Origin of the sequence: Mesorhizobium sp. M5C.F.Cr.IN.023.01.1.1 (genome assembly GCF_003997585.1) — a bacterium.
Lineage (GTDB): Bacteria > Pseudomonadota > Alphaproteobacteria > Rhizobiales > Rhizobiaceae > Mesorhizobium > Mesorhizobium wenxiniae.
This window is the reverse complement of sequence record NZ_RZSU01000159.1, coordinates 1-11765: the sequence shown is the minus strand read 5'-3', so window position 1 is coordinate 11765 and position 11765 is coordinate 1. Positions and strand designations below refer to the sequence as shown.

At 63.0% G+C, this 11765-nt stretch carries 16 protein-coding genes and 3 pseudogenes; 9 read left to right on the top strand and 10 right to left on the bottom strand.

Features of this window, described 5'->3' with window-relative positions; genetic code table 11:
• Positions 1–755: TRCF domain-containing protein (locus EOA78_RS33130; RefSeq protein ID WP_348628518.1), on the top strand; the 755-nt coding region annotated here is incomplete at its 5' end.
• 358 nt (positions 756–1113) lie between these two features.
• Here EOA78_RS33130 and EOA78_RS33125 read toward each other — a convergent pair.
• The gene (locus EOA78_RS33125; RefSeq protein WP_127319714.1) at positions 1114–1326 is read right to left on the bottom strand and encodes a DUF3606 domain-containing protein; all 213 of its coding nucleotides are present in this window, start codon (positions 1324–1326) and stop codon (positions 1114–1116) included.
• Between the two features lie 337 nt (positions 1327–1663).
• Between EOA78_RS33125 and EOA78_RS33120 the strand changes: the two genes are divergently transcribed.
• Positions 1664–2167, top strand: coding sequence for a DUF4142 domain-containing protein (locus tag EOA78_RS33120; protein ID WP_127319712.1), 504 nt, complete (start codon positions 1664–1666; stop codon positions 2165–2167).
• A 199-nt stretch (positions 2168–2366) separates the two neighbouring features.
• Here the strand turns inward: EOA78_RS33120 and EOA78_RS33115 are convergent, their stop codons facing one another.
• Positions 2367–3359, bottom strand: coding sequence for a zinc metalloprotease HtpX (locus EOA78_RS33115; protein ID WP_206533550.1), 993 nt, complete (start codon positions 3357–3359; stop codon positions 2367–2369).
• A gap of 176 nt (positions 3360–3535) precedes the next feature.
• Here EOA78_RS33115 and EOA78_RS37825 point away from each other — a divergent pair, with 176 nt between their 5' ends.
• The gene (locus EOA78_RS37825; RefSeq protein ID WP_281034094.1) at positions 3536–3670 is read left to right on the top strand and encodes a hypothetical protein; all 135 of its coding nucleotides are present in this window, start codon (positions 3536–3538) and stop codon (positions 3668–3670) included.
• Positions 3671–4091: 421 nt separating this feature from the next.
• Here the strand turns inward: EOA78_RS37825 and EOA78_RS33110 are convergent.
• Positions 4092–4494 (bottom strand): annotated as a pseudogene (locus EOA78_RS33110) (zincin-like metallopeptidase domain-containing protein); the annotation flags it as partial.
• 269 nt (positions 4495–4763) lie between these two features.
• On the opposite strand from EOA78_RS33110, the pseudogene EOA78_RS33105 reads away from it, so the two are divergent.
• Positions 4764–4967: pseudogene (locus tag EOA78_RS33105) on the top strand (HU family DNA-binding protein); the annotation flags it as partial.
• A gap of 214 nt (positions 4968–5181) precedes the next feature.
• Positions 5182–5454 carry a WGR domain-containing protein gene (locus EOA78_RS33100; protein ID WP_127319720.1) on the top strand — a complete coding sequence of 91 codons (273 nt, stop codon included), beginning with the start codon at positions 5182–5184 and terminating at the stop codon, positions 5452–5454.
• Positions 5455–5468: 14 nt separating this feature from the next.
• On the opposite strand, the gene EOA78_RS33095 is transcribed toward EOA78_RS33100, so the two are convergent.
• Positions 5469–5738, bottom strand: a complete 270-nt coding sequence (locus tag EOA78_RS33095) for a DUF4326 domain-containing protein (protein WP_127319708.1) — start codon at positions 5736–5738, stop codon at positions 5469–5471.
• A gap of 63 nt (positions 5739–5801) precedes the next feature.
• Complete coding sequence (locus EOA78_RS33090) at positions 5802–6200, bottom strand: single-stranded DNA-binding protein (RefSeq protein ID WP_127319706.1); 399 nt, start codon at positions 6198–6200, stop codon at positions 5802–5804.
• A gap of 476 nt (positions 6201–6676) precedes the next feature.
• On the opposite strand from EOA78_RS33090, the gene EOA78_RS36310 reads away from it, so the two are divergent.
• Entirely contained in the window at positions 6677–6817 is a 141-nt protein-coding gene (locus tag EOA78_RS36310; RefSeq protein WP_164784050.1) for a hypothetical protein, read from the top strand.
• A 311-nt stretch (positions 6818–7128) separates the two neighbouring features.
• Here EOA78_RS36310 and EOA78_RS33085 read toward each other — a convergent pair.
• Together EOA78_RS33085 and EOA78_RS33080 are read right to left on the bottom strand one after the other, a co-directional pair.
• Positions 7129–8058, bottom strand: a pseudogene (locus EOA78_RS33085) (zincin-like metallopeptidase domain-containing protein); the annotation flags it as partial.
• Positions 8059–8338: 280 nt separating this feature from the next.
• Positions 8339–8524, bottom strand: coding sequence for a hypothetical protein (locus tag EOA78_RS33080; RefSeq protein ID WP_127319704.1), 186 nt, complete (start codon positions 8522–8524; stop codon positions 8339–8341).
• A 286-nt stretch (positions 8525–8810) separates the two neighbouring features.
• Here EOA78_RS33080 and EOA78_RS33075 point away from each other — a divergent pair, with 286 nt between their 5' ends.
• Positions 8811–9113 carry a type II toxin-antitoxin system Phd/YefM family antitoxin gene (locus tag EOA78_RS33075; RefSeq protein ID WP_023801727.1) on the top strand — a complete coding sequence of 101 codons (303 nt, stop codon included), beginning with the start codon at positions 8811–8813 and terminating at the stop codon, positions 9111–9113.
• Positions 9110–9571, top strand: coding sequence for a type II toxin-antitoxin system VapC family toxin (locus tag EOA78_RS33070; protein WP_029350757.1), 462 nt, complete (start codon positions 9110–9112; stop codon positions 9569–9571). Before EOA78_RS33075 ends, EOA78_RS33070 begins: the two co-directional genes overlap by 4 nt.
• Before the next feature lie 96 nt (positions 9572–9667).
• Here the strand turns inward: EOA78_RS33070 and EOA78_RS33065 are convergent, their stop codons facing one another.
• Complete coding sequence (locus tag EOA78_RS33065; protein WP_127319702.1) at positions 9668–10255, bottom strand: hypothetical protein; 588 nt, start codon at positions 10253–10255, stop codon at positions 9668–9670.
• Between the two features lie 463 nt (positions 10256–10718).
• Positions 10719–10898, bottom strand: coding sequence for a hypothetical protein (locus EOA78_RS33055; RefSeq protein WP_127319700.1), 180 nt, complete (start codon positions 10896–10898; stop codon positions 10719–10721).
• Here EOA78_RS33055 and EOA78_RS33050 point away from each other — a divergent pair.
• The gene (locus tag EOA78_RS33050) at positions 10897–11130 is read left to right on the top strand and encodes a hypothetical protein (RefSeq protein WP_127319698.1); all 234 of its coding nucleotides are present in this window, start codon (positions 10897–10899) and stop codon (positions 11128–11130) included. The two genes, EOA78_RS33055 and EOA78_RS33050, sit on opposite strands and share 2 nt — an antisense overlap.
• A 2-nt stretch (positions 11131–11132) precedes the next feature.
• Here the strand turns inward: EOA78_RS33050 and EOA78_RS33045 are convergent.
• The coding region (locus EOA78_RS33045; protein ID WP_164784047.1) for a thermonuclease family protein at positions 11133–11765 on the bottom strand (633 nt) is incomplete at its 5' end.

The following is an 11765-nucleotide window of genomic DNA, read 5'->3' as shown; positions in this document are numbered from 1 at the left end:
GAAGGATACAAGGCATTGCACTTCTCTTGACCGAGCCCGGCAAGGAATTGGCTGAAGCCACAAGGTCCCGACTTTCGGCTCTTGTAGCTCTTGACCGGCTTGGCTCTGGCCTGGCCATCAGCCAAAGGGACCTCGACCTACGCGGCGCCGGCGATCTTTTCGGCGAAGAACAGGCGGGCCACGTCAAGCTCATCGGCGTCGGGCTCTATCATCGACTGCTTGAGCGTGCCTCATCGATTGCTCGAGGCGGGCCCCGCTCTGACATGCAACTTCCGGACATCAACTTGCAGGCCGGAGGGTCATTCCCAGAAAGCTATGTGCGGGAGCCAGCCATACGCCTCAGCCTGTATTCGCGGTTGTTCCGCATCAGCACGCATTTAGACGTCAACGCATTTGCCGACGAGGTGGAGGATCGCTTTGGAGCCATGCCGAGCGAAGCGGCCACGCTGCTGGAGGTTAGCCGACTGCGAATAGATGCAGCGGAGTTAGGCTTGAGCCAGGTCGACGTAGGACCCGAAGCGATTGCGATCACCTTTCGCACAAAGGTCTCCGCATCAGTCCGGCAGAACATTTTAAGGCTGGACGGGTTCGAATTTCGACGAGGCCGCTTGATCTGCAGGCCGTCAAACAAACCAGGCATCGCAAAACTCGAGGTTTTACGAAGCGTGATCGGTTCCATTCGCTCGGCACATTCGGCACGTGAGCTGAACGCGAGACCGATTACCGGTCAAAGCACAACCGGCAATGGCCCCTAGCGGTTCTCAAGCTCCCGGTCTGAGATTGAAGGCATCCGAAACGACCTGCCCCAGCGCTCTCAACGCGAGCCCTGTCGATTCTTGCCGCAGCCTGTATGCTCGCACGTGCCGAATGGTGCCCACACAGGCTCGAATTTCCCCGTCGACTGTTTTCCCGGGGGTAGGCATTCAGCGCAGCCTACCACACCAACATCAACCAGCGGCGCAGCAGGTCTAGATCAACGTCGGTGAGGTCAGGTCCCGTAGGGAGGCTGTGGTGAGTGACAATTTCCCCAGATGACCCAAGACCGTTTCGTACCCGCCTCCTTGCAGACGCCTTGTGCCACCCACAGCCACGTCAACCACGGTGATGTCTCTATCAGCCGGTCAGCGGACCTCCTTGCAGCACGGTTTTCAATTGCTTTGCAGCGGCTGTCAAAGCGCCGCGGTCATTCCCAGTGGCTTTTATTAGCTCCCGGACCTGCTCTGGCGTGATGCCGTTCTCGCGGGCGAAATGTTCCACCTCATAATCCTCGTCGACGGCTACGAGGTTACGGTCGCGGAAATCACGCTTGGTCTTGTCATCGGCCATTTCGTCCTCCTGCGGCTTCGATCAACGGCAACGCTGGCAAGTGACTTTCGTTGCGCCGGCGCGTCTGGGGAGGGTCGGTCATGACTACACTGCCTCCTGGGGAAGGTTGTACGGCTGACGTCTATGGACATCTCTCAAGGGCGGATCATGGCGGGCAGATGGGGAGCGACTGACAGCGCGTTGGTCTAGGAATGCCAGAAAGGCACCGGTTGATGACAGCGAGCATGCTGACCACGTTGTCACCGAGGGATGGCAGGAACGTCATCAGATTTCGCAGGAACAATCGTCAATCGAGCGGGTTGGAGGGTCCGTTGGCGAAAACATGAAGGAGGACGAGATGAACATCATGAGAACGGCCATTGCGGCCGCTGCGGTCGGACTGATGGGCTCGATCGCACTTGCTCAGACGGCAAAGATATCGCCGCAGGAGTTCGCGACTATGGCGGCCAGCTCCGATTTGTTGGAAATCCGTTCAAGCGAGCTGGCGATGCAAAAGTCGCAAACAGCCGCCATCCAGGAGTTCGCGCAGATGATGATCAACGATCATACGAAAGCGTCCAAGGACCTGATGGCTGCCGCGCAGAAAGACGGCGTCACCGTCCCGGCTGAAATGACAAAGAAGCACGCCAGCAAGGTCGAGGCACTAAAGACCGCTGACAACGAAGCTTTCGATGAAGCTTATATTGACGCTCAGGTGGCTGCTCATCGGGAAGCGCTTGCGCTGATGAGCTCCTATGCCGAAAGCGGAGACGCCGCGGCGTTAAAGGCACACGCGCAAAAGACCGCTCCCATTGTCCAGAGGCATTTCGAGCACGCTCAGCAACTGGATAAGGCTAAGTGACACGGCCAAAGACGCGGCATGGGACTCTTCGGACCATGAAAAGGGATGTAGCGGGGTGGCCATGCTGGCCACCTCGCTGCTGGTCGTCCGGCATACAAACACGTCCGAGCCGAGCACCCGCCTAAGCGAAGTTCCACGCACGATCTGTCTTCTCTTCGCGATTCGATCTCTCTAGGCGTCGTTTAGCCGCTTTGCCCTCCTACACGAACGGGCGCATGAGATTCTGCCGCCAGGACCGATCGCCGCGTCCGGCGAGCGAGTCGAGATAGGCCGTCCGGTTCGCAAGCGGAAGATCAGGCCGAACGGGCGAGACGAGTTCCGCCAGGCGCGCGATGCGCTCGCTTGTGCTCGGATGCGTCCGGAACCAGTGCAGCCACCGTGCCCCGCGCGAGTCGAAACGCTCCCAATCATCTCCCTGTATGGCTTCGATCCGTCGCAGAGCAAGGGCCAATGCCTGCGGATCGCCCGTGAGCTCCACGGCCCCTGCGTCGGCCAGGAACTCCCGCCGCCTTGAAAGCGAGAGCTGGAGAAGATCGCTGACAGTGGGCGAAAAGGTCAGGAGCAGAATGCCGAAGGGCGACAGAAACTCGCCCGTCGCCCAGAGCACCGGCAGCAGCGCGAAGAGCAGGAACAAGCCGACGCTCGACATCACCTGCGTCATGGCTCCAGCCGTCGCCGCGAGCCGCATGATGAAGATGTCGCCGTGGCGGATATGGGCGATCTCGTGCGCCAGAACAGCAGCGAGTTCCCGCGGCGGGAGCGTCTGGAGCAGACCGCTCGTGACGGCGATGGCGGGATCTTCCCGATCGCCAGCAGCCATGGCCTGCAGGACGGGCGAAGGCAGCAGGTGGAGAGTCGGCGCGCGAGGGAGGCCGGCGCGGCGCGCGAGCTCTGCGATCAGCATGACGAGTTCAGGGTCACTGTGCCGATCCAGGACGATGGCCCCATATGCCTGCCGGAACAGGGCGCCGCCGGAGGCGGAGCCGACCAGGAGGGTGATACCGGATAGGATGAGGCCGAAAACAATGCCGTCCGACCCGCTGATCACGTACCCTGTCCATGCGGCGAGTGCCATAAGGCCGATGAGAATGGTGACCGAATGAAGCCTGTTTAGCGCGCGCTGCTGCCTCAAGGCTTCGCTGTCAAGCAGGTACACTCTATGACCGGGAGTTTGTTTTCGGCGCTGGCCCACTCTTCACCTCTTTTGCTGCGATTTCACAGCGCTCGTTTTCAGATCGAGCTTTGGACACAGTATAAAGCTCGGCACACCATCGCCCCTCCGATCGGAATGCGGATGCCAACAGACCGACAGTAAGGCGAGTACCACCCGGCCCTGGTTAAGCTAACGCGCAAGGAAGAGGATGCGAGATGGCAGGCAAAGATTGCGAGCAGTTTATCAACGATTCCGTCTACGCGGCGAACGTGGAGTCACGCGCGGAAGCGCTCGCAGTTTCGGTGCCATCTGGGGCGGGATGCGGATCGTCGAAGTGCGGCTGCTTCTGACAATACAAATTCGACATAGGAGGGCGGCCTAGGAGCCCCCTTTTCTGAATCACTCGGCTAGCGCCTTGATAATCGGCGTGGACCATAGGATCAGTATGAACCCGATACCCGACCAAAGCATCACAGTATCCCAGTTGCGATAATCCCGGCGCATCTCAGGCGTCCCTGACATTACATCTATCTCTTACAGAATCCCGCGCTCAAAGCCAGATCCTCCGAAGTGCACGAAGGAGGGCTGTATCTGTCCCGCCGTCTTTACCGCCGGGTGACGCGCCCAGCAAAAAAGTTGGTGAAAGCTGGATCGAATTCAAGAGTTTCTGTTGCCGAGCAGTAGAAAAACCGCCGTCGCCGTAGCCAGATAAGGCGCAATCACTTGCTGCCAAATCATGTTGCTCCTCCGAAGCCGCAGGCTCGCCCTCGTTTACTCCGCGACCTGTGTCGCCCTCCGCTGAAGCTCATGCAGGTAATTTGAGCCGCCCGCTGGGCATGCGCTGCCGCGGCGAAGATGAAGCGGTTCTCGTTGCTGAGAATTTCGAGCCAGTTCGCAAGATAGCTTGCGTGGTCGTGCCTAGGCTCGAGCTCCGGAACGATGCCGAGAAAGCAACCGCCCAGATCGGCCACGAGTTCTTCGTGGGCCCTGAAGGAGGGATCCTTATGATAACGGGAGAGGTTGCGATCAAGCCGTTTCTCTGAGCCGACCCAGTGGGTCAGTTCGTGCCCTAAGTCGCACAATAGCTCGGCTCGTCCCGGAAGCTCTCGAACGGAGGCATTTGCACAAAAACCAGAGGCGGAATGAAATAGGCCTTTTCGCCGCCATGCCGGACGTGCACGGCGGCCCGTCAGCCGGGGCGATGAGGGTCGCGGGCACCCGGAAGGGCCGGAACGACAGTGGAGGACAGCAAAGCCGTTGCGCGCGGCCCCGGACCCGGCAGGAGCGTCGTCCGGTCTTCGCGCTTTACGCGTCGTTCGCGATAGTTCGCCAACCCCAGGAGATCAGCGCAGGGCTGGCGACCTTGGAGATTTCGGAAGCTTCTGGTGTGCATCCGCCTCTTGTCAGTGCATGGAAGATCCTGGAATTGGTATCCGCGGCTACAAGGCAATCGTGGAAAGCGTGTTTAAGGAGATCTCGGACGCCGCCCGATCGGGGGCGGAACCAGCATACCGGGCTTCGGCAAGTTTAAGGTAGCCGTCGCGTGAGGGGCGCAACCCGTCGACCGGCGCCACGATCAAAATCGCCGCCTCGAGAAAGCTCACCTTCGCGCCGGCGAAGGCGGTGAAGGATTCGTTGAACGGCTGACCGCCCTGGCGGCTCTTTCCGGTGGGCCGAGATCGTCGAGAAATTGAAGGCTCCGGTTCGCGAACTGCATCGATTGGCAGGAAGCCGCTGTTGTCAACCCGGCTCCTCGGGGCGTGTGCCGGTCCAACGACCCATCACGAGAATGAATCGATCCGGGTTCAGCGATTCAAAGCTGTCATTGGACAGCGGACTCCGCCTGCGCGATCCTGTTGGCATGGTTGCGCAACGCTATCGCCTCTATATCGAACGCATGGACGCGAGTCGGAACATGGCCCGGTTCTATGCGCTGTCGATCGAAGGGACGTTGTTCGGGGAGACCTGCCTCGTGCGCCGATGGGGTCGGATCGGAACGACCGGTCGCATGGTCCAGCACTCCTTCGATGACGAGGGCGAGGCCGTGGGCCTTTTCCTAGAACTGTTGCGCGCCAAGCGGCGCCGCGGCTATCGACCCAAGTTTGGCGCTCGGCATGCGGCCCCGTCGGCGTGACGGGGCCGCAGAGGTCAGGCCTGGTTCGCGAGCTCTATCAGCACGTCGCCGTGGCACCCCTGCGGCGCGCACCAGCAGACCAGATCGCGGCCGCGGAGTTCGTCGAGCGCGTCGAGCAACTCGGGTTGCGACGCGAGCCACGCGCGATATTTCTCGATGGCCTCCTCGCGTGAACCATCGCGGCCGATGACGAAGGGATTTCCCCATTTGCTCGGCCGCCCGATATAGACGCGCCCGGGAGCGGGCGCTTTCCCGACGATGCGGGCATTGAGAACTTTGCACATCCTCGGTGCTCCTTTCTGCATGAGGGGTGGCCCCGTCTCGCGGCGGGGCCATCCGATCCGGGCTCAGAACGGGATCTCGTCGTCGATCTCGGTCTGGTTGCCGGCGCCGTCGCGCTTGGGCCAGGCGAGGAAATCGATGGCGTCGGCGACGATCTCGGAGCTGAAGCGCTCGATGTCGTCATTGTCCGTCCACCTTGTGTAGTGGATGCGCCCGCGTACCGCGACCTTCATGCCCTTGACGCAGTGCTTCTGCACCGTTTCGGCGAGGCCGTTGAAGCACTTGATGCGGTGCCATTCGGTGTCCTGCTCGGCGTAGCCGTTCTCACCCTTGACCACCTTGCCGTCGGCCCGCCTCGGCCGGGAGGTAGCCAGCCGGAAGTCGGTGATCTTGGTGCCGCCGCGGGTGTTCACCATTTCGGGGTCGCTGCCGATATTGCCGGCGAGAAGAACGATGTTGGTCATTTCCTGTCTCCATTTTGTTCGTCCGGGGGACCGTCCCTCCGAACGAGACCCGGCCAAGGACAGCGGGAGACGCCTGCAACCGGAGCGGAACGCGACGGCTCGCCCCCAAGGCAAGGAGTGGTGCGGGCAGGCGCGAAGCGCCAACTCGGTCCGCCGCCGCGCGGGGTTGCGTGCGGAAACCGAATGGACTTAGGGGCTCAATTCGTTTCGGAGGGATAGATCCACCGGCAGCTCAGATGGGGCGGGACTGACACAGCCGTTTCCACTGCCGGCATTCGCGCCGTTCCGGGAATCCTGATCCGCGAGACGCGGCCGATCTCTGAAACCCGGTAACCCCTGCCCCCCGGCGGGCTGACATCAAGACGAGGCCTTGGGTGCCGGCGCCGCCGAGCAGCGTCACATGCTCCGCGACATTGGGCTCGGCAACGTCCCCGCGAGGGGATGTGGACCTGCCTTCATGGGCTGATGAGTGCACCGTGCGCGAAGTCACGGACATCATGGCGGTGGACGGCGCCGAGGTCGGAACTGGCCACCAGCTCGATCGCACGACGCCGCCGTCGCTCGCTGGCCTCGTCGCGCCAGCCCCAGACCACCTTACGGCGACCTTTCGTGCCTGAGCGCGGATCGATGCCGTTGCGATGTGGCGGGCTGCACCCAGCCGTCGAAGCGATAGAGGTTGCCGGCATGGATCGCAGCATCCTGATAGCTGACCGCCCAGACGAAACCGCATTCCTAGCACAGCGCCGGGAAGACGAAGGCGCGCCACATGCGCAACATCACGCGGGACAGATCAGGCCGCGCCGCGCAGAGCCGCGATAGCTCGATGGCTTCGTGGCGGCTGCACACCCACTCCGAGCGAGAGGGGCGCGCAGGCGGATCGGGGAAGGTGCGTCATCTTCCCCGCCGATGATGGATGCGTGGAACATCGGGCGGCCTCGCGTTCTTCCGAGGCCGCCGGCTGAAGGCCGTGCAGGAAGGCGACGGCACGCTGCGCGTGAGCAGCGGCCGAGAAGATCGCCCGCTTGTCGTCGGCGAGCACCTTCAACCAGGAATCGAGATAGCTCGCATGATCCGGACGCGGCTCGAGCTCCGGCACGATACCGAGATCGGCGGAGAGAAAGCAGCTCCCGAGCTCGGCGATCAGTTCTTCGCGTGCCCGCTCGCTGCGATCCTTGGCGTAGCGGCTGAGGTCGCGGTTCACCCGATGCGGCGCCGAAGTCCAATGCGTGGCTTCATGACTCAGGGTTGCCACATACGCCGCGGCGTCGCGGAACGTCTGGAACGGCGGCATCTGAATGTGGTCGGTTGCCGGCGAGAAGTAGGCGCGATCGCCGCCATGCCGGATCATCGCGCCGGTATTGGCGAAGAAGCGATCGGCATGTTTGATGCGCACAATCGGATCGCGAACAGGTTCCGCCTTGTGCCCGTAATAATGGTCCGGCAGGCCGTCGATCTGCGCGACGTTGAATACCGAGTAGGCTTTGAGGAACGGGATCTCCCGATCGAATTCCTCACCAGCGGAATCCGTTTCGGTCTTGGTGAAGCGGCTGGCGAAAACGACCATCGAGCCGGTCTCGCCCTTGCGGACGGCGCCGCCGAGCTCGAGCGCCTGCTTGAACGTCATCCACATCGGACTGGCAAAGCCGCGCGCGATGGCCTCGGACCACAGCAGCAGCACGTTCATACCGCTGTAGGGCAGACCGTTATGCCGTAACGGCCGCGTAACGCGGCCGATGGCATTGGCAGAATGCCATGGCTGCATCCAGGGCCGGACACCCTTCGCGAGCTCCGCGACGATGCGGTCGGTGATCCGCGCGTAGATGTCGATGCGCGGTCCTTTTCCTTCTTTTCTGCTCATTTTATGAACCTCCGGTTCTGGAGGCCGCGCCGATCGCGGCCCCGTCACGGGGTCCGCCGCGGCGGAGCAGGAAGGCTGGCTGCGCACCCGACCGGGGTCCCGTCGTGCTTGCACGATGGGGTGGTCATGGGCCGCAGCGGGAGCGGAGGACGGCAACGCCGTTGCGCCGACCGCCTGGCTCCGCCAGGACCACGAGCAGGACGGGGCGGCGAGCGGGGGCGCCAGAAAGGAAAAGACGGCGCCCTGGGCGCCGCCTGGGGGCGATCGGAAGGAGATCGGTTCAGTGAACCGATCGGCCGCCGCTATAGGGATCGTATTCGAAGAGGATGTCGACGTCGGCGTCGTCGAGCTCGTCGGCCGGCAGGACGCCGAATTCGTCGTCGACCTGGAAGAGAACCACGGGGGCCATGAGGGTGCGGGCGAGGTGCCAGGCGGCTTTCTGAGCGAGGGTGAGATCGTGGGACATCTGAGGGCTCCATCTTGGGAAGCGGGCCAATTCCCGCTCGATGGCTCCGTCAGTGTGCGGCGGCGGGCGCGATCACCGCGAAGGCGAAGCCGAGCGGCCGCAGCTTGCTAGCGGACCCCTTGCGGGTTGATCGTGGAAGATCCGCCGCCGCACCAGGAAAGCCATCACGAGAGAGCGGGATTGGAGCGCTGGCGCAGGGGCCCGATGCCACGGTGTCTTGTCGCCGATGCTGGCGTCATCGCCGGGCGAGTGCTATATGTCTGACTAGCTGACTAGGTGTGAGACGATGGGCAAGCAGACACAAGTGACGAAGAAGGCGCGGACGGCAACCCGTCCGGCGACAGGACGGTGGAAGCTCGAGGACGCGAAGGCGCGATTCAGCGAGGTGGTGCGCCATGCCCGCGAAGAGGGGCCGCAGCGTGTGAGCGTTCGCGGCCATGACGCAGTCGTGGTGATGAGCGTCGAGGAGTTCGATCGTCTCGTGCCGGAGAAACCCCGTCTGCCCTTTTTGCAGTTCATGGAGAGCCTGCATCTCGACGGGCTCAACCTCGAACGCGAGATGGATCGCGGCCGGGACGTGGAACTGTGAGGGGATGGCTGCTCGACACCAATGTCGTGGCCGCTCTGATCAATCCGCAGGGTGCGCCGTCGGTGAAGCGTTGGGCCGAGGGGCAGGACGAGACGAGTTTCCATATCAGCGTGCTGACGCTGGCCGAATACGACAAGGGCATTCACAACCTGCCCGACGATCATCCGGATCGACCGCGCTACATGGCGGCGCGCGATGCGCTGGCGGAGCGGTTCGGTCATCGCGTGCTGTCGCTTGAGGACGAAGTCGTTCGGCGCTGGGGCCGGATTTCCGGGGCAGGCAAGCGCGCCAGCGGCCATGCGCCGCCGGTGATCGACACGCTGCTCGCGTCCACGGCGATCGAGCACGACCTTTATCTGGTGACGCGGAACGTCAAGGACACCAGGCCGTCAGGTGCGGTCGTGTTCGATCCATGGAATGACGATGTCGAGAAGTTTCCATTGAGCCCGCGCAGTTGACGGGCGAAATAGCGGCATAATGGAGGCCGGCCCCGGTAGGGACCGAATCGCTGAGGTAAAGACAGGCGGGGCCGGAGCCCCGCCGCAGTCAGCGGCTCATCCGAGAGCCGCCATCTGCAGGTCGGCTGCCTTGCGATCGACGCTCTGCCCGGGGTTCTCCACCGGCCGTTCGAAGGGCTTCCAGACCTCGCCGACGACCTGCTCATAGGCATTGACGGCGCCCTCGGCGGCCATACGCAGCGCGTGGGCCTGGAGCGCCATGTCGGCGGCGAACTCCCGCTTGCGCTGGGCGGCGCTATCGAAGCCGACCGGGCCACCGACATCCTCGTCGCGATCATCGCAGGCGGCCTTGGCCGTCGCATCGCGGGCCTCGGTCACGGAGCGGCTGTAGAATTGGCCGGCGCCATGAGCGGAGCCGACATACGCTCCGACGATGCGCTGCAGGTGGATCTGCATGGCGCGTTCGCCAAGTCCCTCGTCGAGCGCTGCGGCCGTATCGATGATGAGCTTCTCGTGCAGCTCGCGGATGCCGTCGCTGTCGAGGACCGGCAGGCCGAAGCTCTCGGAAATGAGGGAGCATTGTGCGGCATCGGGGCAGGCGAGCCGGACCATCTGGATTGTGGTGCCCTTGCGGAGCGGGACGACGCGGGCGCTGGAGCGGGCGTTGGCAGCTTTCTTGGTCATGTCATTTTCCTTCTTCGGTTTCCCAAAGCTCGGACCGGCCCCGTGCCGGCCCTCCCTCGGGCGCGGACCGACAGAACCGGCGGTATGACGGGCGCTTCAGGGTCCGGGCCGACCGAGGCGAGCATGGAAGGTTTGCGGCCAAGCAGGGCCCCGTCAGCCCTCGCGCAGGACGCGGGCCTGCCATGTCGAGACCGGTTCGATCCGGCCGCCCCGCGGCGCGGAACGCGGCCTTGAAGCGAACGGCCGCCGGTTCAGGACCGCCTAAAGCCCGAGGGAGGACCGGCACGGGACCTCGATTTCGACATGGGAACCGAAGGACAGGCGGTCATGACCATCTGCCAATCGCTGGTGTGCGATCCTGCCGTATCGCTGCCGCAGCCACCATCACGACGATGGTCGCTCGTGTGCTTGTCGCATGCGGCATCATCCGCAACGCCACCGCGTCGCTTGAACAGCGGCGTCGCTAGACCTGCTCGCTCATGTCAGCAGCTTCGCCCTGCCGGTCGAGGAACCTGGCGATCGCCTGCTCCTGACGCGCGAGCTTGTGCGACAATGCGTCGATCTCCGGTTGGCGCTCTGCGGTCAGGACTGCGAGCTGGGATCGATAGCGCTCAAGGCTCTGGAACGTGCCCAAAGAGCGCATGAAGGCCGGCGCCCCGCATACCGTTCCGTTATCGGTCGAGGCCCTGGCGATTCTGGAAACCCTGCACAAGCAACGGCAGGGGGAATTTGTCTTTACCCGCGATGGTGAGAATCCTCTGTCCAACATGGCCATGATGATGTTGCTTCGGCGCATGAAGCAGACGGAAATTACCGTCCACGGCTTTCGCTCTGGTTTTCGCGGTGGTCTTCCCTGGCACACAGATGCTCAGTGAGGTTATCGCCTTGCCCTCCGCCAGCCGGCCGCCTGTGCCTCAGCCTCGCTACAGAACCACCGTTCGCCCTTGAAAGGGCTGATGCGGGTTTCCGCATAATACTCCTGACCGGGGACGTGATAGATCTTGTCGCCAGTGTTGACGCTTATGTTTCCCTTGATGCTGCAGCCACCAAGAAGGCCGAAGCCGGTCGATTGCTCGCTGACGCTCTCGACCTTGTCGGCGTTGGCATCCCGCCAGTCCCATGGTTGATCGAAGCGGCCCTGCCAAACTCCGCGATGCGCAGCCTTGGCTGAGACTTGCTCGGCGGCGAATGCCCCGTTCGAATAGCGAGGCCAATCTAGAGCAAGGCCTTGTTCAACTAGCCATTTCTGAACGCTTCGGCCGTCGGCGCGATTGCAGTTCCCGACAGGACGCCCGTACCGATCACGATCGACAAAACTGCAATGCAGTGGTCGCGAAGCCGCCAGGAACTTGTCCAAGGCTTGGGCAGCGCGGCGCCCGCATGGGTAGTCAAAGCCCTTGGCATGGTCGCAGTGCTGGCGGCTCTCGGGAGCGTCGATGCCATTGAAGCGGACGCGCTGACCGGCAATCTCGACGGTGTCGCCGTCGATGACAGATGCCCGGCCCTGCAT